This window comes from Shewanella sp. GXUN23E (genome assembly GCF_050865035.1).
Classification (GTDB): domain Bacteria; phylum Pseudomonadota; class Gammaproteobacteria; order Enterobacterales; family Shewanellaceae; genus Shewanella.
Map to the genome: position 1 here is coordinate 455,473 of NZ_JBOZWP010000001.1, position 22,874 is coordinate 478,346.

21 protein-coding genes are annotated in these 22,874 nt (G+C 51.7%); 3 read left to right on the forward strand and 18 right to left on the reverse strand.

Annotated elements, in window-relative coordinates; all coding sequences use genetic code 11:
- Window positions 1-50: 50 nt before the first annotated feature.
- The 3 genes from ACRRUX_RS01950 to ACRRUX_RS01960 form a co-directional block, all read right to left on the reverse strand.
- Entirely contained in the window at window positions 51-1,319 is a 1,269-nt protein-coding gene (locus ACRRUX_RS01950) for a glutamate-5-semialdehyde dehydrogenase (RefSeq protein ID WP_432526748.1), read from the reverse strand.
- An 11-nt stretch (window positions 1,320-1,330) separates the two neighbouring features.
- Window positions 1,331-2,452, reverse strand: a complete 1,122-nt coding sequence (proB, locus tag ACRRUX_RS01955) for a glutamate 5-kinase (RefSeq protein WP_432526621.1) — start codon at window positions 2,450-2,452, stop codon at window positions 1,331-1,333.
- A gap of 680 nt (window positions 2,453-3,132) precedes the next feature.
- A complete protein-coding gene (locus ACRRUX_RS01960; RefSeq protein WP_432526623.1) occupies window positions 3,133-4,422 on the reverse strand; it encodes an NCS2 family permease in 1,290 nt (429 codons plus the stop codon).
- Between the two features lie 1,011 nt (window positions 4,423-5,433).
- Between ACRRUX_RS01960 and ACRRUX_RS01965 the strand changes: the two genes are divergently transcribed.
- Entirely contained in the window at window positions 5,434-6,894 is a 1,461-nt protein-coding gene (locus ACRRUX_RS01965) for an aminoacyl-histidine dipeptidase (RefSeq protein WP_432526625.1), read from the forward strand.
- A 239-nt stretch (window positions 6,895-7,133) separates the two neighbouring features.
- The gene (locus tag ACRRUX_RS01970; RefSeq protein ID WP_432526627.1) at window positions 7,134-8,579 is read left to right on the forward strand and encodes a helicase HerA-like domain-containing protein; all 1,446 of its coding nucleotides are present in this window, start codon (window positions 7,134-7,136) and stop codon (window positions 8,577-8,579) included.
- 118 nt (window positions 8,580-8,697) lie between these two features.
- Here the strand turns inward: ACRRUX_RS01970 and ACRRUX_RS01975 are convergent, their stop codons facing one another.
- On the reverse strand, window positions 8,698-9,141 hold the full coding sequence (locus tag ACRRUX_RS01975) for a GNAT family N-acetyltransferase (protein WP_432526629.1): 444 nt from the start codon (window positions 9,139-9,141) through the stop codon (window positions 8,698-8,700).
- Between the two features lie 193 nt (window positions 9,142-9,334).
- Between ACRRUX_RS01975 and ACRRUX_RS01980 the strand changes: the two genes are divergently transcribed.
- On the forward strand, window positions 9,335-9,703 hold the full coding sequence (locus tag ACRRUX_RS01980; RefSeq protein ID WP_432526631.1) for a hypothetical protein: 369 nt from the start codon (window positions 9,335-9,337) through the stop codon (window positions 9,701-9,703).
- Here ACRRUX_RS01980 and dinB read toward each other — a convergent pair.
- The 14 genes from dinB to ACRRUX_RS02050 all read right to left on the reverse strand — a co-directional run bounded on the left by dinB (window position 9,682) and on the right by ACRRUX_RS02050 (window position 22,870).
- The gene (dinB, locus tag ACRRUX_RS01985) at window positions 9,682-10,749 is read right to left on the reverse strand and encodes a DNA polymerase IV (RefSeq protein WP_432526633.1); all 1,068 of its coding nucleotides are present in this window, start codon (window positions 10,747-10,749) and stop codon (window positions 9,682-9,684) included. The genes ACRRUX_RS01980 and dinB overlap by 22 nt on opposite strands.
- A gap of 63 nt (window positions 10,750-10,812) precedes the next feature.
- Complete coding sequence (gene bfr / locus ACRRUX_RS01990) at window positions 10,813-11,289, reverse strand: bacterioferritin (RefSeq protein WP_432526635.1); 477 nt, start codon at window positions 11,287-11,289, stop codon at window positions 10,813-10,815.
- A gap of 11 nt (window positions 11,290-11,300) precedes the next feature.
- Window positions 11,301-11,765, reverse strand: coding sequence for a bacterioferritin (gene bfr / locus ACRRUX_RS01995; protein WP_432526637.1), 465 nt, complete (start codon window positions 11,763-11,765; stop codon window positions 11,301-11,303).
- A gap of 229 nt (window positions 11,766-11,994) precedes the next feature.
- Complete coding sequence (locus ACRRUX_RS02000) at window positions 11,995-13,071, reverse strand: GGDEF domain-containing protein (protein ID WP_432526639.1); 1,077 nt, start codon at window positions 13,069-13,071, stop codon at window positions 11,995-11,997.
- A 110-nt stretch (window positions 13,072-13,181) separates the two neighbouring features.
- Window positions 13,182-13,409, reverse strand: coding sequence for a (Na+)-NQR maturation NqrM (gene nqrM / locus ACRRUX_RS02005; protein ID WP_432526641.1), 228 nt, complete (start codon window positions 13,407-13,409; stop codon window positions 13,182-13,184).
- A 37-nt stretch (window positions 13,410-13,446) separates the two neighbouring features.
- On the reverse strand, window positions 13,447-14,478 hold the full coding sequence (locus tag ACRRUX_RS02010; RefSeq protein WP_432526643.1) for an FAD:protein FMN transferase: 1,032 nt from the start codon (window positions 14,476-14,478) through the stop codon (window positions 13,447-13,449).
- A 72-nt stretch (window positions 14,479-14,550) separates the two neighbouring features.
- Window positions 14,551-15,807 (reverse strand): NADH:ubiquinone reductase (Na(+)-transporting) subunit F, encoded by a 1,257-nt coding sequence (gene nqrF, locus ACRRUX_RS02015; RefSeq protein WP_432526645.1) that lies wholly within the window; start codon window positions 15,805-15,807, stop codon window positions 14,551-14,553.
- 47 nt (window positions 15,808-15,854) lie between these two features.
- Entirely contained in the window at window positions 15,855-16,463 is a 609-nt protein-coding gene (gene nqrE, locus ACRRUX_RS02020) for an NADH:ubiquinone reductase (Na(+)-transporting) subunit E (protein ID WP_432526647.1), read from the reverse strand.
- Between the two features lie 6 nt (window positions 16,464-16,469).
- Entirely contained in the window at window positions 16,470-17,102 is a 633-nt protein-coding gene (locus ACRRUX_RS02025; protein WP_432526649.1) for an NADH:ubiquinone reductase (Na(+)-transporting) subunit D, read from the reverse strand.
- Window positions 17,102-17,899 (reverse strand): Na(+)-translocating NADH-quinone reductase subunit C, encoded by a 798-nt coding sequence (locus ACRRUX_RS02030; RefSeq protein ID WP_432526651.1) that lies wholly within the window; start codon window positions 17,897-17,899, stop codon window positions 17,102-17,104. Before ACRRUX_RS02030 ends, ACRRUX_RS02025 begins: the two co-directional genes overlap by 1 nt.
- Window positions 17,892-19,091 carry an NADH:ubiquinone reductase (Na(+)-transporting) subunit B gene (locus tag ACRRUX_RS02035; RefSeq protein WP_432526653.1) on the reverse strand — a complete coding sequence of 400 codons (1,200 nt, stop codon included), beginning with the start codon at window positions 19,089-19,091 and terminating at the stop codon, window positions 17,892-17,894. The genes ACRRUX_RS02030 and ACRRUX_RS02035 overlap by 8 nt, the downstream gene beginning before the upstream one ends.
- Window positions 19,088-20,422 carry a Na(+)-translocating NADH-quinone reductase subunit A gene (locus tag ACRRUX_RS02040; protein ID WP_432526655.1) on the reverse strand — a complete coding sequence of 445 codons (1,335 nt, stop codon included), beginning with the start codon at window positions 20,420-20,422 and terminating at the stop codon, window positions 19,088-19,090. Before ACRRUX_RS02040 ends, ACRRUX_RS02035 begins: the two co-directional genes overlap by 4 nt.
- Window positions 20,423-21,030: 608 nt before the next feature.
- Window positions 21,031-21,540: an S-ribosylhomocysteine lyase gene (luxS, locus tag ACRRUX_RS02045; RefSeq protein ID WP_432526657.1), complete on the reverse strand. Its 510-nt coding sequence runs from the start codon at window positions 21,538-21,540 to the stop codon at window positions 21,031-21,033.
- Between the two features lie 229 nt (window positions 21,541-21,769).
- A complete protein-coding gene (locus ACRRUX_RS02050; RefSeq protein ID WP_432526659.1) occupies window positions 21,770-22,870 on the reverse strand; it encodes a TRAP transporter substrate-binding protein in 1,101 nt (366 codons plus the stop codon).
- Between the last annotated feature and the right edge of the window lie 4 nt (window positions 22,871-22,874).

Genomic DNA, 22,874 nt, shown 5'->3' on the forward strand with positions numbered 1-22,874 from the left:
ATCAAAAAGCCGCTGACAACAGCGGCTTTGGGTTATTGATTCCGGGCTGATTAACTGCGGGCAGTGTAGTCGCCCCAGGCCAGCCACTTAAAGGTGGTCAGGGCTTCCAGCCCCATCGGGCCGCGGGCATGCAGCTTTTGGGTCGACACCGCCACTTCCGCGCCCAGACCAAACTGGCCGCCATCGGTAAAGCGGGTGCTGGCATTCACATACACAGCAGCGGAATCCACCTGTTCCATAAAGCGGCTGGCAGTGTGAATGTTGTCCGTCAGAATCGCCTCTGAGTGACCACTGGAATGCCGGCGAATATGGGCAACCGCCTCATCAAGACTGGCCACCACTTTCACGCCCAGCGTCAGCGACAGCCACTCAGTGCTGAATGACTCATCATCGGCGGCATGCATGTCAACCTTCAATCCAGCAGCCAGCTCACGGGTTTTATCACAGCCGTAGAAACGTACGCCCTGCGCCGCCAGCTCAGTCAGTGCCGAAGGCAGAACCTGTGCGGCCACCGCTTCATGTACCAGCAAAGTATCCAGCGCATTACACACGGTAGGACGCTGCACCTTGGCATTGATAATCACCGGATTGATGCGGCGCAGATCGGCCTGCTCATCAATAAACATATGACAGATACCAATACCGCCGAGGATCACCGGAATCGTCGCCTGCTCAGCACACAAACGCTGCAGCTTCTGGCCGCCACGCGGTACGATCATGTCGACATACTGATCCAGCTTAAGCAGCCCGGTGACCAGCTCACGGTCCGGATTATCAATAAGTTGCACAGCATCCTGTGGCAATCCCTGCTCAACCACTGCGCGGCGGATAGCCGAAGCCAGTGCGCGATTGGAGTTCACGGTTTCTTTGCCACCACGCAGGATCACCGCATTACCGGTTTTCAGCGCCAGCACAGCAATATCCACGGTGACATTAGGGCGGGCTTCATAAATCACCCCAATAACCCCCAGCGGTACCCGACGACGGGCCAGACGCATCCCATTTTCCAGTACCCGGCTGTCGATTTCGCTGCCAACCGGGTCGGCCAGCGCAATCACATTGTCGATATCGCCGATCACCCCCTGCAAGCGGGTTTCATCCAGCAGCAGACGGTCAACCATGGCATCGTTCAGACCGGCAGCTTTGGCGGCGGCCACATCCAATTCATTGGCGGCCAGGATCTCTTGCTTGTGCGCCTGCAGTGACGCGGCAATGGCAGTCAGCAATTGCTGCTTGTCCCGCGCAGTCAAATTGGCCAGGCTGTAACTGGCTTCACGGGCCTGCTGACCCAGCTGCTGCAGATACGCCTGCTTGTCCATCTGTTGTACTGTCATTGCAATACCACCATATCGTTTCTGTGTACCACGGCATCACCGTAGTCATAGCCCAGCAGGGATTCAATATCGTCAGAATGTTTACCGGCAATGGCCTGCAGCGCTTTGGCGTGATAACGCGCCAATCCACGGGCAAATACCCGACCATTGACATCAGTCAGCTCAACGGTATCGCCGCGCTCAAATTCACCTTCCACCGCAACCACACCTTTTGACAGCAGACTGCGGCCTTTATTGGTTACCGCATTGACGGCGCCGTCATCCAGTACCAGCTGGCCACTGGGCTTGGGACCGGCCAGGATCCACTGCTTACGGCTTTCCAGTGGGTGTTCAATAGCGCAGAAGTGAGTGCCTACCGACTGCTTGCACACCAGCTTTTTGATGACATCTGGGTGCTGGCCGGAAGCAATCACAACTTCAATACCGGCGCGACGGGCAATATCTGCCGCCTCCAGCTTGGTGGCCATGCCACCGGTTCCCAGACCGGATACTGAGCCCCCTGCCAAACGGCGCAGACTGTCATCGATATTGGCCACTTCGGGGATCAGTTTGGCATCAGGGTTATTGCGCGGATCGGCATCAAACAGACCTTTCTGATCGGTCAGCAGAATAAGTAAATCCGCATCGCACAACAACGCTGCCCGGGCAGACAGGTTGTCGTTGTCACCGACTTTGATTTCCGCCGTCGCCACCGCATCATTCTCATTGATGATGGGGACAATTCCCTGATGCAATAACGCATTAAGAGTATCACGGGCATTGAGATAGCGTTCCCGGTCGTGCAAATCGGCACGGGTCAACAGCAACTGGCCCACGTTAAAACCGTAAATGCCAAACAGCTGTGACCAGGCCAGGATCAACTGACTCTGACCGACAGCTGCGAGCAGCTGCTTACTGGCCATGGTATCCGGCAACTGAGGGTGGTGCAGATGTTCTCGTCCGGCAGCAATGGCCCCGGAGGTACACAACACCACTTCCACACCGGCTTTCATCAGATGCGCCATCTGACGGGTTAATTCCGCCATCTGTGCTTTATCCAGGCTGCGACTGCCTGAAGTCAGCACACTGGTACCCAGTTTCACCACCACGCGGCGGTAGGCTATCTCACTTGCGTTCATTCTGTTTAAGCTAAAAAAATTCGAAGGATCCTTATACCCAATCCCCCACAAAATTAACAGTGCCGCGCGCCCGCTTGTGATGAATATCCGTCATAAATGAGCAGGATTTCATCTTATACCGACTTCGTTAATAGTCTGGTCAATTCAGAGCGCGTCAGGGATTCTGGTTCAAGGCGCATTGATTGACTAAGGGCGGTTCCCTTTAAGAGCAATGCAACACAGAAGCCAAATGCCTGACACGCTCACGCAGTGGGGGGGGCAATGCACTTGATACGGTGTTGAGTCATCTTGACATAGCACCACTATGACTTCGCCAGCTCGCAAGCCACAAGGATGGTGAGAAAGGCGTCAGCCATACGCTCTCGAACGAGAGACAGGATGTCGAACTGGCTTTGGTACAAGGAGGTATCAAAGTGCGAATGTCATTAACGCACGACTGCATGGATGCAGGAGGTAGAGCAACGCAAGAGCAGTTGCCGTGGAGCGATTAATGACCTTGTCTCAAGCGCATTGAACTCCCGCTTAAACAGATCAACGGTTAAATGAAATTGGTATTACTCTGGTATTGCGGTGAATAAGCCGGTTATGGATGGATGCGATATCTGAGGCTGAAAGATATTCCGGGCACAAAAAAAGCACGTCCGCAGACGTGCTGTTGAGTTTGCCGGACTCTATGGTTGTCAGGTAAAGGCGAACTTGGCAATAAACAGTGCCGCCATAACGACCACACCGGCAGTCAGGTCGCGGTAACGACCACTGGCCAGCTTGATCGCCGCATAGGCGATAAAGCCAAATGCGATACCTGTGGCGATGGAGTAAGTCAGCGGCATCAGAATACACACCACTACAACCGGAGCGGCTTCAGTCAGATCTTCCCACTCAACATGTACCAGACCTGACATCATCAAAATGGCCACATAGAACAGGGTACCTGCGGTCGCATAAGGAGGCACCATACCCGCCAGCGGCGAAATAAACAGCGCTGACAGGAACAGCAGACCAACCACCACAGCGGTCAGACCGGTACGGCCACCAGCGCTCACGCCTGCGGTACTTTCGATATAACTGGTAGTGGTTGACGTCCCCAGTGCGGCACCGGCGATAGTAGCAGTGCTGTCAGCCATCAAAGCGCGGTTCAGACGTGGCAGACGTCCCTTGTCATCCAGGAAACCACCGCGCTGGGCAACAGCAACCAGAGTGCCTGAGGTATCAAACAGGTCAACAAACAGGAAAGCGAACACAACGGTCAGCATGGAAATTTCCAGCGCGCCGGACAGGTCCATCTTCATAAAGGTTGGAGCAATAGAAGGTGGCGCCGACACCAGACCGTTATACTCAACGCCGCCGAACAGTACACCCAGCACTGTGATGGACAGAATGCTGATGATTACCGCGGCCTTAAAACCACGCTGCACCAGGGCGATGATGATGACAAAGCCCAACACCGACATCAATGCAGGGAAAGAGGTGATGTCGCCCAGAGTCACCATGGTCGCTGGGCTGGCAACCACAATGCCGGAACTTTGCAGGCCGATCAGCGCCAGGAACAGACCAATGCCGGCAGCAATGCCCAATCGCAGCGACATGGGGATGGAGTTCACAATCCACTCACGAATGCGCACCAGCGACAAGGCCATAAAACAGATACCCGACAGGAACACCGCGCCCAGCGCAGTTTCCCAGCTATAGCCCATCTCGCCGACCACAGTGTAGGTAAAGAAGGCGTTCAGCCCCATGCCCGGGGCCAATGCAATAGGGTAGTTGGCGACCACACCCATGATAATACAGCCAATCGCGGCTGCCACACAGGTGGCCACAAATACGGCACCATGATCCATACCGGCATCAGCCAGCATCATAGGGTTAACAAACAGGATGTAGGCCATGGTCAGGAAGGTGGTGACACCGGCGATCACTTCCTGTTTCAAAGAGGTTTGGTTTTGCTTGAGTTTGAACAGTTTTTCCAACATGGAAGCTGGTTCCTATAGCGGGATACAAACAGGGTGGGTAAGTGACCCGGCAATTGCCGGTTTCCCTTCCATGAAAAGCCACTCACGATTGCGGCGGGATTATAGGAATTTCAAGCACATCAGACCAGCAAGCTGGCGCTCACCACAGAGAACATATTGTTCCATATAAAGAACGATCGACATGATTTTTTAGACGATGCTGGTATATCCTTCACTGATGTTAACCAGACGATCATTTTCTTCTTGTCGCAGGACGCAAATCGTAAACAAAAAAAAGCCTGCTCAATGAGCAGGCCAAGACATATTTACAACTTTACTGGAAGGGAATAGGTTACCGCGCCAGCGAGTAATCGGGCTATCGATGCGAAAGACAGCCCATTTCAGTAAAGCCGTTGGTCTTAAAACACACCAAATGGTGATACAAAGGTTGATGGATGATGGAAACAGGTTCCTGGCCCAAAGGCCTCAAAGTGGCATCGGATAAATGCCACCCTGCAGAAAACGGGTGTCAAACCAAGTAGTTTGCCAATAAATAGAAGTCATCGCCTGATAAGCCATGATTGAAATACTCCGAATCAAAAGTTGTAATAAAAAAACACTCTAGCGAAGCTTGGCTCGGTTCCCTGGAGCTAGAGATTCTCGGTTCCGTGGAGACAACTTATCATTCATTTCCTTGGAGAAATTCCGTAAGGAGGTGAACTAGAGCTGGCGGCCACCTTGGCTCAACCAACGCTGCATATTCTACATTTCTGTATTTTTATTACAATAGGCAGGCGAAAAAATTTTCTAAACTTCATGTTTTGGTAATTTAATTACAGAAAATAGCTTATTTCATCGATTGCCTGAGGCTCACCAGCTTCCTCGCTCAAGCCGCCACAACAATAAGCCACCCTGTAATCGCACTCAATTGGCAACAAACGCTGCCACCCAGCCAGGTCAGCCACCATGCCGGGCTGCGGAGTCTGTGGTACACTCGGGCAAGACATAAAGTCCTTAATGAGGGAATCTTTCGTGACAAGCATTAACCAGTTATATCCTCAGCCTCTGTGGCAATGGTTCGAGCAAATTTGTGCCATTCCCCACCCTTCCAAGCACGAAGCCGCACTGAGCGCGCATATCCAGGCGTGGGCCAAAGAACAAGGTCTGGCGGTTACCGAAGACAAAGTCGGCAACCTGATCATTCGCAAGCCAGCGACCGCCGGCATGGAAAACCGCAAGACAGTGGTTATCCAGGCACATATCGACATGGTGCCACAGAAGAACAACGACAAAGTTCATGACTTTGAAAAAGACGCCATCGAGCCATGGATTGATGGCGACTGGGTTAAAGCCAAAGGCACCACTCTGGGCGCCGATAACGGCATTGGCATGGCTTCCGCCCTGGCCATTCTGGCCAGTGACGATATTAAGCATGGCCCACTGGAAGTGCTGCTGACCATAGATGAAGAAGCTGGCATGACCGGCGCTTTTGGTCTGGAAGCTGGTTTGCTGCAAGCGGATATTCTGATCAACACAGATTCCGAGCAGGAAGGCGAAATCTACATGGGCTGTGCCGGTGGCGTAGATGCTGCGATTACCCTGCCTATGGTCTGGGAAGCACCGGCTGAAGGTTATCAGAGCTTTGAATTGAATCTCAGTGGCCTTAAAGGTGGTCACTCAGGGGTGAATATTCATCTGGGCCGAGGCAATGCCAACAAGTTGCTGGGACGCTTCCTGTTTGAACACGCCGATGCACTGCAGCTGGAACTGGCCAGCTTTACCGGTGGCTCGCTGCGCAATGCCATTCCCCGCGAAGCTGGCGTAGTGATCATGGTGCCCGAGGAACAGATTGCTGCCCTGCACACCAAAGTCGCTGAATTTGAAGCCCTGATCCGTGCAGAGCTGGCCGTTGCCGACCCAGCCGGAACCCTGACTTTGAAAGCCGTTGCCACCCCGACCAAGGTGATGAGCGAACAAAGCCAGAACACCCTGATCGATCTGCTCAATGCCTGCCCTAACGGTGTGATGCGCATGAGTGACGAAGTTGCCGGCGTGACCGAGACCTCACTGAATGTCGGCGTGATCAGCACAGATGAACAGGAAGTGAAAATTCTCTGCCTTATCCGTTCTCTTATCGACTCTGGTCGCACTCAGGTAGAAGGCATGCTGATTGCACTGGCCAATCTGGCAGGCGCTGAAATCGAACTCTCCGGCGCTTACCCAGGTTGGAAGCCTGACAACAGCTCACCTGTCATGGCCATCGTGCGTGAAACCTATCAGGACATCTATCACAAAGAACCTGTGATCATGGTGATCCACGCGGGCCTGGAGTGTGGTCTTTTCAAGAAGCCTTATCCTGAAATGGATATGGTTTCCATTGGCCCCACCATCCGCTTCCCACACAGTCCGGATGAGATGGTGAATATCGAAACCGTAGGTCAATACTGGGATCTGCTGCTGGCGGTGCTGGAACGCATCCCTGAAAAAGCCTGAGCCAGAGCCAGAACCTGAGCAGCAATCATTTGATTGAGATGAAAAGGCCACCGCAAGGTGGCTTTTTTGTGGCCGTCACTCAGAGATCTACCTCAATTCCGGTTCATCCTGTCAGCATCCAGCAAATTCATTGATCAATATTGACCAATAAAGGCCACAGTGCCTAAGTTGGAGACTTAGAGGCTGACTGCAACAGTTGCAGTCAACGGGCTGGAGCACCAAGGCGTGGAGAGCAATCCATGAATCAAATTCTTCTGGGTGGAAATGGCAACAATCAGGTGTTTCTCAATGCAGCCATGGCCAATCGCCACGGCTTGATAGCCGGTGCCACGGGAACCGGTAAAACCATCAGCCTGCAATTACTGGCAGAGTCCTTCTCACAACTGGGCACCCCCTGTTTTCTGGCCGATGTGAAAGGGGACCTCAGTGGCCTGGCAGCGGCAGGTTCCGGCAGCGACAAACTGCAAAGTCGCTGTGAACAGATAGGCGTCCCCCTGCCCGCCTTTGCCCCCTGTCCAGTGCTGCTGTGGGACATTTTTGGCAAACTTGGCCTCAGTGCCCGTACCACCATCAGCGAAATGGGTCCGCTGCTGCTTGCCAGCCTGTTGGAACTCAATGACACCCAAACCGGTGTGCTGTACGGCTGTTTTGACTATGCCGACGAGCAGGGGCTGTTACTGCTGGATATGAAAGATCTGCGGGCATTGCTGGCATTTATGGCCGAGAACGCCAAGTCCCTCTCAGGCCAATATGGCAATATCAGCGCATCATCTGTGGGAGCCATTCAGCGCCGCCTGCTGGTACTTGAGCAGCAGGGCGCTGAGCATTTCTTTGCCGAACCGGCACTGGCACTGACCGACCTGATGCAGACCGACTTCTCCGGCAAAGGAGTCATCAGCATTCTGGATGTCACCACACTTATCCATCAATCTCCGAAACTGTACGCCACCTTCCTGCTCTGGTTACTTGCCGAGCTGTTTGAACAACTGCCCGAGCAGGGCGATGCCGACAAACCCAGACTGGTATTGTTTTTTGATGAGGCCCACCTGCTGTTCAACACCGCGCCCAAACCGCTCATCGATAAAGTAGAACAGGTCGTCAGGCTGATCCGCTCCAAGGGAGTTGGGGTGTTTTTTATCAGCCAAAGCCCCATGGATATTCCCGAAGCAATACTGGGACAACTGGGGTGCCGTATTCAGCATGCCCTGCGCGCCTTTACCCCCAAGGATAAAAAGAACGTCAAAGCAGTCGCCGATAACTTCCGGCCCAATCCCGGGTTGAATACTGCCGAGGTCATCACCGAATTGGGCACAGGTGAGGCGCTGGTGTCAGTGCTGGATACCAAGGGCAGACCACAACCGGTAGAGAAGATCCTCATGTGCCCACCGGCAAGCCGCATTGGCCCCCTGAGCCAAGCTGAACGCGAGCAATTACTGGCTCGCTCTCCACTGACCAACCGATATCGGGATACCATCGACAGAGAGTCTGCCTTTGAACTGCTCGCCAAACGTCGCGACAAAGCCGATACCGACGCCCCCCAGCCCAAAGCAGATACCAGGGCCCCACAGCCTTCAAGACGCGGCGATTCCGCCGGTGATGCCTTTTTCAAAAGTCTGGCACGCACCTTTGGCAGTAAACTGGGTCAAAGTCTGGTTAGGGGAATTCTCGGCGCGCTGAAACGCTGACAATGACATCGCGCAACACCGAATGATTTACAGCTTACCGGGATTAACCAGACAACATGGTCTCTGGTTCCGGCTTCATTGTCTGCCTGCTGGCAATCCACACATGGCAAGGCAGGCATTAAAGATAGAGTGAATAGCTGTAGAAGTCCTCATTCACTCGTCGATAGCCCTGCTTTTCATACAAGTGCTGGCCCGCGATATTGGTATTCTGGGTCGACAGATCCATTCTGCTGGCCCCCGATGCCTGCGCGAATGCTCTGGCAGTCTGCATCAGGGCTGAAGCAACGCCGGATTGCCTTGCGCCGGCGGCCACATACAGGTCGTACAGAATCATAATGCGGCAGGCTTCAACAGAGCAAAAAGAGGGATATAACTGGGTAAAACCAATCGTCTGCCCTTGTTGCATAGCCAGAAAAATCACTGATTCATCATGGTTTAAGCGTGCCGAGATAAAGTCACGCGCAAGCTGAAGATCCGATGGACACTGATAGAATATCCGGTAATCGTTAAACAGGCTGGCAAGTGCATCAAGGTGCGAAAGATCGGCGCGAATTATGTTCATCAGCAAATCTCGCTGAGGCTCGGAGTTAATTACATCAGGCTAGCGGCTTTTGTCAGAAAGTCTATTGTTGGCTGGCCATAGCGGATGAAGATCCTGTGCATGTCCTCGCAAGAGTGCAGCCAAATCGACCGGTACCAATAAGAATTGACGAGCAGATCCTGTGTTTATTGTGTTGTTTGTTTTCTCACTTATCTTGATCAAACTTTCGCTGACCGGCCTTGGTTTCACCAGCATAGCCGCAGGCAGTATAAGCTGGTTGTGCTGCCACTGTCTGGGCAATTCTGTTACACCGCAGTTGCGGCGCAAATTCTCCAGACTGTTTGCCACCACGGTGGTGCTGCACACCGGTATCTATATCGCACTTATCGCCAAGATGCTGCTGATGGATGAACTGGCCGATTTCCCCGGATTCCTGCTCAGCCACCTGTTATTACACCAAATCCTGAGCGCACTTATCAGTGCGCCATTAGTATTGATGGCCGTGGATATCTATAACTGCCGACGTCAACTCAAAATCCAACTTATGGGTACCGGCAATCATCAGAGCGCCAAATCCAGTTGACATACCGAGGCCGGTTGCTCATGACGGGGCTCAGCCAGTCCGGCTGAAATGCCCACCAGACGAATGCCCCGCCCTTCAGCGCGCGCCATTGCCTGAGCCAACAACTCCTGAAACAGATTCACCGACAGACTGTCACTGCGATGCTCTATGGTTGTCTGCTTAAAATCGGCAAATTTAAGCTTCACCACTTGTTTGTGAATTGCCCGGTCCGCCGCACCTCTGCTCATCCGGGTCGACAATTCAGGGATCAGCCCTGAAAGCACAGAACTTGCCTGAGACAGGCTGAAGATATCCTGCGCCAGGGTGGTTTCCACCCCGACGGACTTCCTGACCCGATTGGGCGACACCCCTCTGGGGTCAATCCCCTGGGCCCGCTCAACCAGTAAGGCACCAAATTTACCAAATCGCTCCCTGAGCATGCGGGCGTCCGCTTGCTGTATATCGGCGCAGGTAAGCAGTCCCATATCAGCCAATTTTTCACCAGTAACCTTGCCAACACCCGGGATCTTACTCAGGGGCAGGGTTTTGACAAACTCCGCCACGGCTTCAGGGGGGATAACATACTGGCCATTGGGTTTGTTGAGATCTGAGGCAACTTTGGCGAGAAACTTGACCGGCGCGACACCTGCTGATGCCGTCAATCCGGTTTCCTTAAAAATGTCATTGCGAATAGATTCGGCAATCAAAGTGGCAGAGCCCCGACAACAGCGACAGTCAGTCACATCAAGATAAGCTTCATCAAGCGAGAGTGGTTCGATAAGGTCGGTATAACGGGAAAAGATAGTGCGGATCTGTGCTGAGACCTGTTTATATACTTCCATACGACCTGGCACCAAAGTCAACGCGGGACAAAGACGCAAAGCATAAGCTGATGCCATGGCGCTGCGCACCCCAAACTTACGGGCCTCATAGTTACAGGTGCTGATAACTCCCCGGCGGTCACTGCGGCCACCAACGGCAACCGGCTTACCTCTGAGTTCAGGAAAGTCTCGCATTTCGACTGCTGCATAGAAGCAGTCCATATCAACGTGGATTATTTTACGCACAGTGTTCCTCCATCACAAAGAATACTGTACATATAAACAGTGTCAAGTCCCTAATTCACGGGGTCAACCAGTCCCTATTTTTGATTGCAGATAATTGGCCAGTCCCATTCTGTCGATCAATCTCAATTGCTTCTCCAGCCAATACATATGGTCAGACTCTGTTTCTTCGAGCAAAACTCCGAGAACGTCACGGGTTTGAAAGTCCCCTTTCTGCTCACACAGGGCGATGACCTGACGCAAATCTTCGGCGACCTTGTATTCATATTGCAGATCGTTTTGAAGCATTTGCTGAGTATCTTTACCTATAGTCAGAGGCCCACGGGATGCGACATCCGGCGTCCCCTCAAGAAACAAAATACGCTGAATCAACTTGGATGCGTGGACTCTTTCATCATCTGACTCATGATTGATTCGCTCGTATAACTCGTTAAGCCCCCAGTCCTCATACATTCTGGCATGCACAAAATACTGATCCATGGCGGTCAGTTCATTGGTTAACAAGCGGTTTAATGCATCAATCACTTCTGCATGGCCTTTCATCTCGCGCCTCCTCAAATCTGAGATTGCAGGTAGTTTTCAATCCCTGTCATTCCAATCAACTCAAACTGGGCTTCCAGCCAGTCCAGATGTGCTTCCTCATCTTCGATGAGCTCCTGGAGGAGCTCCCTGCTGACGTAATCCCTGTGTAGCTCGCAAATTACAACTGAATCCCGCAGCAAAGTCAGCTCTGCCCGTAACATCTGCATGTCGCAGTCCAGCATCTCTTCTGTATGCTCACCAATCATCAGCTTATCGAGCATCTGCAGATTCGGTAGTCCCTCAAGAAACAGGATTCGCTCCATCAATTTATCGGCGTGCTTCATGTCCTGAATGGACTTGCGGTATTCCGCACCATTAAGCCCATCCAACCCCCAATGCCTGAACATACGGGCATGAAGAAAATACTGATTGATAGCCGTCAACTCAGATGTCAGCACTTTATTTAGCTGGCTTATCACGACGGTTTGGCCCCGCATGCTGGCCTCCTGATTTTGGTTGCTTCAATTTCAGTAAATCATGCCGTCTGGAATATTCAATTTGTTTATTTCCGCCGACGAAGTTGCGATACCTGTGATCTTTCAGCCAATAACGCCCCTTGCCGGAATTAGCGATATAACCCGTTGTTTAAGGCCTGAATAAATAAAATGCCACCCAACAGGGTGGCAATCTTTAACAACAGGGGGATATAAAACGATGAATGGACATTTAAAAAAGTTCTATGTCATCCTCAAAATGTTCCGTGGCAACAATCCCCTGCTCCAACAAATCACAATAAAAAGCGATCTCGCCCCGGCCATGTTCTTTCACGTGATACAAAGCTCTGTCTGCCTGTACCAACAAGTCAGTCGGATTCTCGGCCCCGGAAGCATTAACGCCTCCCATAGAGCAGCGAACCGGCCAGAGTTTATCGTTACGGATCACTGCTATCTGCTCCTGAAATTGCTTGAGGATAGCGCGGGCCTGCTGCTTGGTGCGTGGAGCCAGCAATACGACAAATTCATCACCACCAAAACGGAACAGCAAATCTTTCTCATCAAATACCTGGATCATGGTATTGGCCACCAGCAGCAATATTTCATCACCATAAAGATGACCAAAAGTGTCGTTGATTTTTTTGAATTTATCGACATCAAAGATCACCAGCCAGAAATACTTTGGTTCGCCACTTTGTTCACAATAGCTTTGGTTATCGTCCTCAAGTACGGCCAGCACCTGGGAGTAATAGGCCTTTTTATTCAATAATCCGGTCAGGCTATCTGTTTCCATATCCAGCATCACATTGAGGAAGTTCTCATAGATGCGGGCAAAACCATTGAGTAACACCAATTGGTGACTACTCATGGGCATCAGAGATTGCAACAACAAGACTTTGACCGTGATGCCATTGACCATAATCGGTAAGGCCGTGAGTACCCCTTCTTCATGCTGCTCACTCACCAACTCCCCTGAACGGGCGCAGGCCTGTACACAGTTGTTCAGTGAAGAAACCGGTAAAGAGTTGTTCCTGGGTAACATACAGGCAGGAAAATGCACGGGACTTTTGACAGTGACAAAGGCTACAGCCGGAACGTCCAGAGCACTGCGGATAGTTTCCACCAGACTCTCGCCCAAAGCTCTTATCTGGCGCTTCCCGGTCAGTTGCACTACCGAATTAAGTACAGTCTCTGAAGCTTTACCAACCAGCTCAGCAGCTACCTCCACTGAACTGGCCTTCAGTGAGTCAACGCTGGACTCATTGTTGAATTCTGTGTGCGCTATCCCCTGCACGGATGAAGCTGTCATGCGTTGGCACCTATATCACTCTGGATACTTATCAGTATAGTCAGGATTAACAGGCGCAATGACGGAAACAAAAAACGGCGCCCACCGGGCGCCGCTTTAATTCTGACAACTCAGAGAATGCGGTTTTGGGTTAACCTTTCCTTGCGCGCGGCTTCTTCCGCAGCCATTTTTGCCTTGCGATTATCACAGGGCTCTTCGCAATCACAGGCTTTCTCTATACCCAGAGCGCCAAGACCGCCGCAGCTACCGGCAACCGCTTTGCGTTTAATGATGTATCCAATTGACATCAGCACAAAAAACAACAACAACACCACAAATGCCGCCAGAAATGTACTCATAATGTACTCCTACTGCTGAGTTAACTTCCCACGCTTCCTATGCATTATCCGCGGACTTGGGAATATAGCGTTTGAATGCTTCACTGTAATAGGTTTTAAACCCTTCGTCCTGCTTTTCAATCAGCATGACGGCCAAGCCCAACTGTTGCGCCAGCGCCAGCGATTCATCGGTTCCCATTACCATCATCGCAGTCGCCAGACCATCAGCAACCATACAGCTCTTATCCAGCACAGTCACAGACGCCAGCTTATGCTTCACCGGATAGCCGGTTCGGGGGTCGATAATATGGGTAAAACGCTGCCCTTCCTCTTCATAGTAATTACGATAATCACCTGAAGTGGCAATGGCGATATTTTCAGGTTCAATCACCAGCTGCACTGTTCGGGCATCTTCTGTGGGACGCTCAACAGCGATACGCCATGGATGCCCGTCAGCCTTGGTACCTTTGAGCGACACTTCCCCACCGATTTCGACCAGATATCCGGTAACACCGTATTTGTCGAGAATGGCAGCGATCTTATCAACCCCAAAGCCCTTGGCAATGGACGAAAGATCAACATAAAGCTCTGGTTTGGTTTTTTCCAGTCGGTCACCGGAAATACGAATACCATCAATCCCCGTGTGCGCCATGGCGTCTTCAATGTCAGTTGCCGATGGTACGGTGGTCGGGCGCGCATCCGGTCCAAACCCCCACAAGTTAACCAAGGGGCCCAGAGTGATATCCAGCGCACCATCGGTCAATTGATACAATCTTATCCCTTCCTGCACGACCTTGAGGGTGTCCGGAGAAACCACCACACTCTGCGCCAGCGCCAATTGATTGAAACGGGACAACTCGGAGTTGGGACGATAGGTCGACATCTGATCGTTGACCTGCTCCAAAGCCATATCCACTTCAGCCTGAAGCAACTGAGCATCAGGCAATCTGTCATTTGGAACCAATTTAATGTGGTAGGTGGTGCCCATTGTGCTGCCGGACAAAGACATCAACGGCGAAGAGTTGGAACAGGCAGTAATAAAAAAGGCCAACCCCACCAAGGCCAGCCAGTTTCCTACGGTCTTAATCATTTTGACCATTACCCTCAAAAACCTATCAAAGAAAAACGCTGCGTGACAGTATATCACGCAGCGCACCGGGTATTAGCCGCCGAAATCATCCAACAGGATATTTTCGTCTTCCACACCAAGGTCTTTAAGCATACTGATTACCGCCGCGTTCATCATTGGCGGGCCACACATGTAGTATTCACAATCTTCCGGCGCTTCGTGGTCACGCAGATAGTTCTCATACAAAACGTTGTGAATGAAGCCGGTGTAACCATCCCAGTTGTCCTCAGGCTGAGGATCAGACAGCGCCACATGCCATACGAAGTTATCATTCTCTGCCGCCAGGCCATCGAAATCTTCCACATAGAACATTTCACGCTTGGAGCGAGCACCGTACCAGAAACTCATCTTACGCTTTGACTTCAAACGCTTGAGCTGGTCGAAAATGTGTGAGCGCATTGGCGCCATACCGGCGCCCCCGCCGATAAACACCATCTCGGCATCGGTGTCCTTGGCAAAGAACTCACCGAATGGGCCGGAGATAGTGACCTTGTCACCTTCCTTCAGGCTCCAGATGTAAGAAGACATCTTACCGCAAGGCAGCGACAGGTTACGTGGAGGTGGCGTAGCAATACGCACGTTCAGCATAATGATGCCAAACTCTTCCGGGTAGTTCGCCATAGAGTAAGCACGAATAGTTGGCTCATCCACCTTGGACTCCAGTTTGAAGAAGCCGAAATGCTCCCAGTCACCACGATATTTCTCTGGAATATCGTAATCGGCATAGCGTACGTGGTGGGCAGGCGCTTCAATCTGAATATAACCACCGGCGCGGAAAGGTACTGACTCGCCATCGGGGATCGCCAGTTTCAGCTCTTTAATAAAGGTCGCCTTGTTATCATTGGAGATAACAGTACATTCCCACTTCTTGATGCCGAAGATCTCTTCATCCAGCTCAATGTCCATATCAGATTTCACGTTAACCTGACAGGACAAACGACAACCCTTCTTGGCGTCACCCTTGCTGATATGATCCAGTTCAGTGGGCAGAATATCACCGCCACCTGACTTCACTATCACCCGGCACTGACCGCAGGAGCCGCCGCCGCCACAGGCAGATGATACGAAAATACCGTTGTTGGCCAGCGCCCCCAACAACTTACCACCGGCTCCGGTTTTGATGGCCTTTTGTGGGTCATCATTGATGCCAATGGTCACGTCACCGCTGGATACCAGCTTGGACTTGGCGAATAAAATCACCAACACCAACACCAGTACAATGGCGGTAAACATACTCACGCCAAGATAAACATCCAGCGGAGTCGACTTAAAAATACCAAGAATATCCATGTACTTATCCTTAGAAGGTCGATTCTGAAAAGTCGCTCAGGAGCCTCTTACAGAGACACACCGGAAAACGACATAAAACCTAAGGCCATCAGACCTGCTGTGATAAATGTAATCCCAAGACCGCGCAGCCCATCGGGCACGTCGGCATACTTCAACTTTTCACGGATACCGGCCAGCAACACGATTGCCAATGCCCAACCGATACCTGAGCCGATACCAAACACCAGACTCTCGCCCAGGGTATAGTCACGTTCAACCATGAAGGATACCGCACCGAAAATCGCACAGTTCACGGTAATCAGCGGCAGGAAGATACCCAGCGCGTTGTACAGTGGTGGGAAGTACTTATCCAGCGTCATTTCCAGAATCTGCACCAGCGCTGCAATCACACCGATGAAGGTAATGAACTTCAAAAAGCTCAGGTCCGCTTCAGGCAATCCCGCCCATGACAACGCGCCCGGTGCCAGAATACCCTGATAGATAATCTGGTTAACCGGCACGGAAATCGCCAGTACCACAATGACCGCAATCCCCAGGCCCATTGCTGTGGTCACCTTTTTGGAAACCGCCAGGAAAGTACACATCCCCAGGAAGAAGGCCAGCGCCATGTTCTCGATAAAAATGGAGCGGATTAACAGACTGATATAATGTTCCATCTCATCTTATCCTTTTGCTTCAACTTGCTCTGGCTTGTAGGTACGGATAACCCAGATGATGATGCCGATCAGGAAGAAGGCACTGGGTGGCAGCAACAACAAACCATTGGGCTGATACCAACCGCCTTCGGACACCTTGGAAAAAATCTCCACGCCAAACAGGCTGCCGTTACCAAACAGCTCACGGAAGAAGCCTACAGTCAGCAAAATCGCACCGTAACCCAGGCCGTTTCCGATACCGTCCATAAAGCTCATCAGGGGAGGCGTCTTCATCGCATAAGCTTCAGCGCGGCCCATTACAATACAGTTGGTAATGATCAGACCCACGAACACCGACAGCTGTTTGGCCACATTGTAGGCGTATGCCTGCAACACCTGATCCACCACGATTACCAGGGAGGCAATAATGGTCATCTGTACAATAATCCGCACACTGCTTGGAATGTGGTTACGGATCAGCGAGATAAACAGGTTCGAAAAGGCCGTTACTGCGGTCAGTGCAATGGTCATAACCAGTGCAGTTTCCAGCTTGCTGGTCACCGCCAGCGCACTACAAACCCCAAGGATCTGCAGCGCAATCGGGTTGTTGTTGATAATAGGTCCGGTGAGAACCTGCTTCAGTTCTTTAGCGTCAGCCATTAGCTCAGTCCTCCATTACGGGCCTTGTTGATAAACTGCTCAAAGCCTTCTTTACCCAGCCAGAACTGCAGGGAATACTGTACGCCGTTACTGGTCAGGGTGGCGCCAGACAGGGCATCTACACCGTACTCAGTTTGAGCAATAGCAGGGTTCTTGGTGACCTGAATCGCCAGCTCACCTTTGTCGTTATACAGCTTCTTGCCGTGCCACTTGGCTATCCACTTGGGGTTCTGTACTTCACCACCCAGACCCGGTGTTTCACCTGAACCGGTGAAGTCGTAATACACCAGGTTCTGCACTGTGTTCATGTCAGGGTCCAATGCCAGGAAGGCATACATGGTCGACCACAAACCGTATCCCTTGATGGGCAGAATGACCGAAGTCAGCTTGCCGGCATCATTGTGCACCAGGTACACCACGGCCTCATTGGCAACACGCTTGACCGAAGCAATGTCTTTTTCCGGCACAAACGACTTCTTGGGATCCCGGGCAGCCTTTTCCATGTCAAAGTTGTTGCCATCAACACCTTCAAGAAAGTCTCCGGTTGCCAGTGAAATCACTCTGGCCTGCACATACTTGTCGTAGGTATCCAGGATCTGCTGTTTGCTCATTCCCGCATTCTTGGCATTGAGCAGGTTAGCGGCTTCCAGAATATACTTCTGGCGATCCAGCAATTTGTTTTCCTGCTGAATGGGCTTGAGCACCACCGCTGCCGTCGATACGAAGATAGAGCAAATCAGACACAAGCCTACGACTACAAAAAGTGTTCTTCCGAACGAGTCCTTCTTACTAGCCACGAGCGATCCTCCGCTTGATATTGGCCTGAACCACAAAATGGTCGAACAGGGGAGCAAACAGGTTGGCAAACAGAATCGCCAGCATCATCCCCTCAGGAAACGCAGGGTTGATAACACGGATAAAGACCGCCATTGCGCCGATAAGCGCACCGTAAGCCCACTTGGCCTGGTTAGTGAAAGAGGCAGACACAGGATCAGTCGCCATAAACATCATACCGAAGGCAAAGCCACCCAAAACCAGGTGCCAGTACCATGGCATGGCGAACATTGGATTGGTTTCGCTGCCAACCACATTCAGCAGTGTTGAAACAGCAATCATACCCAGCATTACACCGGCGATAATTCGCCAGGACGCGATACGGGTATAAACAATCACCAAGCCACCGAGCAGAATCGCAAGAGTCGATACTTCACCCATGGAACCGGGGATAAAGCCGAAGAAAGCATCCCACCACTCAGGCGTCACACCGTATTGCAGATTGCCGGTTGCAGCCTGACTCAGCGCAGTTGCACCTGAATACCCATCGGCGACAACCCAGGTGGTATCGCCGGACATGTTCAGTGGATAAGCAAAGAACAGGAAGGCGCGGCCAGCCAGCGCAGGGTTCAGGAAGTTGCGTCCGGTACCACCGAACACTTCCTTGGCAACCACTACACCGAAGGTGATCCCCAGCGCCACCATCCACAGCGGAATGGTGGCCGGCAGCGTGAGAGCAAACAGGATAGAAGTGACAAAGAAGCCCTCGTTGACTTCATGGCCACGCACAGAGGCAAACAGCACTTCCCAGAAACCACCGACCACAAAGGTCACCGCATATATCGGCAGGAAGAAACAGGCGCCGTACCACATCAGTGCAGGCCAGCCTGAAGCCGCGCTCAGTTCAGTACCGAACAAACCAAACAGCGATACCTGCCAAACATCAGGCGTACCAAAGCCGGCAATCAGCGCTTCCTGTGCCTGCAGACCCACGTTGTACATACCGACAAACATTGCCGGAAAGGTACAGGCCCACACGGTGATCATCATGCGCTTCAGATCCAGATTGTCGCGAACATGGGTACGCCCCTTGTTCACTTTACCCGGCGTATAGAAAATCGTGGCGGCGGCTTCGTACAGAGCGTACCACTTCTCGTATTTACCGCCCTTTTCAAACTGCGGCTCAATACGTTCGATAAAATCCTTCAAGCTCATAAGCCTTCCCTCTCGATCGTATCCAGACAATCCCGCAGGTAGACACCATAGTCATACTTACCGGGACAAACGAACGTACACAGGGCCAAATCTTCTTCATCCAACTCCAGTGCACCCAATGCCATGGCTTCTTCGGTATCGCCGGCCACCAGGTCACGCAACAACATAGTCGGCAGAATATCCAGAGGCATCACACGCTCATACGCACCAATGGGCACCATGGCGCGATCTGAACCACCGGTAGAGGTAGTCATATTAAACAGGCCAGAAGACAGGTGACTCAGGAAAGCCCGGGTCAGCGAGTATTTGTCTTTACCCGGCAGTGCCCAGCCAAAGAGCTCTTTCTCGGTACCTTCTTCCAGAATCGTTACCTGATTATGGTAACGACCCAAGAAATCCTGAGGTCCCTTGGCGGTACGGCCATTAAGTACAGAGCCGGAAACCACGCGCAGATTGCTGCCTTCAGTTTCTCCGGCAGTCAGTTCACTGATCTGAGCACCCAGACGCGTACGCAGCAAACGCGGCGCTTTGGCCTTGGGCCCACCGATAGCGACAACCCGATCAGTAAACAGCTCACCCGTGGTGAACAGTTTGCCGATGGCAATCACGTCCTGGTAACCGATATACCATACGGTACGTTTATTGGAGGCAGGCAGTAAAAAGTGAATGTGGGTGCCCGCGTTTCCTGCCGGGTGAGGTCCAGCAAACTCCTCTACCTGAGTATCGCCCGCAGGAATATCAGCTCCGGCAGCTTTACACAGGTAGACCTTGCCGTTGGTCAACTTGCCAAGCAGAGTCAGACCATTGGCAAAATCATCCTTATACTCTTTGATGATTACCGAAGGATCTGCAGCCAGCGGCTGAGTATCGATAGCTGTGACAAAAATCCCGGCCGGAGTTGCGTCAATGGCAGGCACTTTGCTGAAAGGGCGGGTTCGCAGGGCTGTCCACAAACCTGAATTGATCAGATTGCTGCGGACCTGAGAATCGGTCAGGGTGCCGAGGCTTTGGGCATCGTATTTATCGAACGCGACGGCATCGTCACCTTCAACTTCGATGACCACTGACTGCAGTACACGCCTCGCGCCACGGTTAATATCGGTTACAGTACCACTGGCTGAAGCTGTATACAGGACTCCAGGATTCTTCTTGTCTTCGAAGATCACCTGGCCCTTTTGCACCTTATCTCCTACCCGAATCTTCATGGTAGGACGTAAGCCGATATACTCTTCACCCAATGTAGCTATGTGTTTTATGGCTGGGCCATCATGGATGGCTTGCTCTGGTCTGCCTGAGATAGGCAGGTCCAATCCTTTCTTAATTGTAATCATATCCACAAGCACTACGTTTGAAGGAAAGACAATGCGCCGCATTCCCGCCTCAATTTCAAAGAGTTAGTCCCAACCCCCAAATTGAGCTAGCGCAGATTTATCACAGAAATGCGACAACAATCACGCTGTTCGCGCGCATTTTACCCCAATAACCACATCTCTGCTACGAAAATAACGACCATTTATCTGTGATCCAACAGTAAAAATGCCAATATTTGCGACAGCATGCAGCTTATGTGAGCAGCAAACCTAGTAAAAATCACAATTTGCAATAAATGCAAAAATAAAACATTAGTTTTTAACGATTTACTGTAAAAATTCGCGATAAATAACGGAAGTTGTCGAATTTACAGACTCAACACCGGGTTTATAGACTAAAGCCCGCCAACCTGCCATCAGGTAAGGCACACCTCAGAGTCTCCGGTAAGACTGCCAATCGGTTCATTGGCATGCCTCTCATAAAAAAGTAGCAGCGAACAATCAAAAACCAAGTTCCGCCGCCCAATCGCCATGACAAACATCACAAATCAGAATGTAACAATACTGCACGGCGCACACTCGAAAATGAATGATGGCAACATGGTTAAGTTCAAACAGGGAAACCGGCCTTACAGACCTTTAAGAATGTCATCGCTCAGCGTCAGATCCTGATTGCGGTTAATCCCTACGCCGGCAGCCAGAATACTGCGGGCGATTTCCTGAGCTTGACTCAGTGAATGCATGGCATAAGTACCACACTGATATTCATTCAGTTCGGGGATTTTGCTTTGGTCGGCAACCTCGAGAACATCTTGCATGGCAGCAAGCCAGGCATCAGCAACCTGCTGCTCATCAGGCTGACCGATAAGACTCATATAAAATCCGGTTCGACAGCCCATGGGAGAAATATCAATAATCTCGACCTGGTCGCCATTCAAATGGTCTCGCATAAAACCAGCGAACAGATGCTCCAGGGTGTGAATCCCCTTCTCGCTGAGGATAGCCTGATTGGGAATACAGAAACGTAAATCAAAAACAGTGATGGCATCACCTGAGGGGGTACTCATGGTTTTGGCGATGCGCACAGCAGGGGCCTGCATGCGGGTATGATCAACGGTAAAACTGTCCAGCAATGGCATAAACGTCTCCAGGGTACATTCCATTTCCCAACGGAAGGGACAGCATGGCCCTTTGATACCTGTCATCGCCTCCGAAAACAGACCTGTTTTACAGAGGACCGGACAGCGCCGGACTGCCTCTTCCTTGAGCAAGCGCCTGTTAATCAAGGCACAACAGACGCTCACAAGCGAATTACAAGGATATCACCAATTACACACCCAAGAGTAGCCTGTGATTGACAGACTGACATCAATGGGGTTTTCGTGCCTCTGTGTAGGCATCCTCTGCGATGGCGTGGTATCGACGCACTCCCTGCTCATATTGGCGATAAGCATCATGAACCTTTTTCATCATAGGATCTTTCTGGGACTGCTCGGCGATAACCTCGTAAGATACCTCCCGTAACCTGTCGAGCACCTCATCGGGAAATGCCCGCAGCTGTACCCCATTGTCGTTGACCAATACATCCAGCGCCTCTACGTGACGGGTGGTGTATTCATCCAGCATGTCCTGATTGATGGCTTTGGCAGCGACTTTAACCATCGCCTGCAAGTCCCCGGGCAATTGCTCGAAAGCCTGCTTGTTAATCAGAAACTCCAGGGTCGTGCCCGGCTCATGCCAACCCGGGTAATAGTAGTATTTGGCCGCCTTGTGCAGACCAAAAGCCAGATCATTGAAAGGCCCGACCCATTCAGTGGCGTCTATGGTGCCGGTTTGCAGGGCGGTAAAAAGTTCACGACCAGGCAAGGTCACCGGGGTGCCCCCCAAACGCTCCAGCACTTCGCCACCCAGTCCGGGCAAGCGCATCTTGAGCCCTTTAAGATCATCCAGTGAATTGATCTCCTTATTGAACCATCCGCCCATTTGCACCCCGGAATTACCACCGGGCAAAGGCAGAATACCGAAAGGAGCGTACACTTCTTCCCACAGCTGCTGACCACCGCCGTATGTCAGCCAGCCGTTCATCTCTTTGGCATTCAGTCCGAAAGGTACTGAGGTGAAAAACTGCGCGGCCGGTGCCTTGCCTTTCCAGTAATAGGCCGCACTGTGGCCCATTTGCACTGTGCCCTGACTAACCGCATCAAATACCTCAAAAGCCGGTACCAACTCACCGGCACCATAAACTTTGATCTTCAGTCTGCCTGCAGACATCTCATCGACCAGCACGGCAAAACGCTCCGGTCCCATTCCCAGACCAGGGAAATTTTTCGGCCAGGAGGTTACCAGATTCCACTCATAGCTTTTCCCTGTATCAGCAGGAGTATTGCCCTGCTGCGGCTTTGTTTCATCACCACAGCCGCCAAGCCAACCCACTAGCATCAATAACCCCACTGCATATATGCGCTTCATCTTC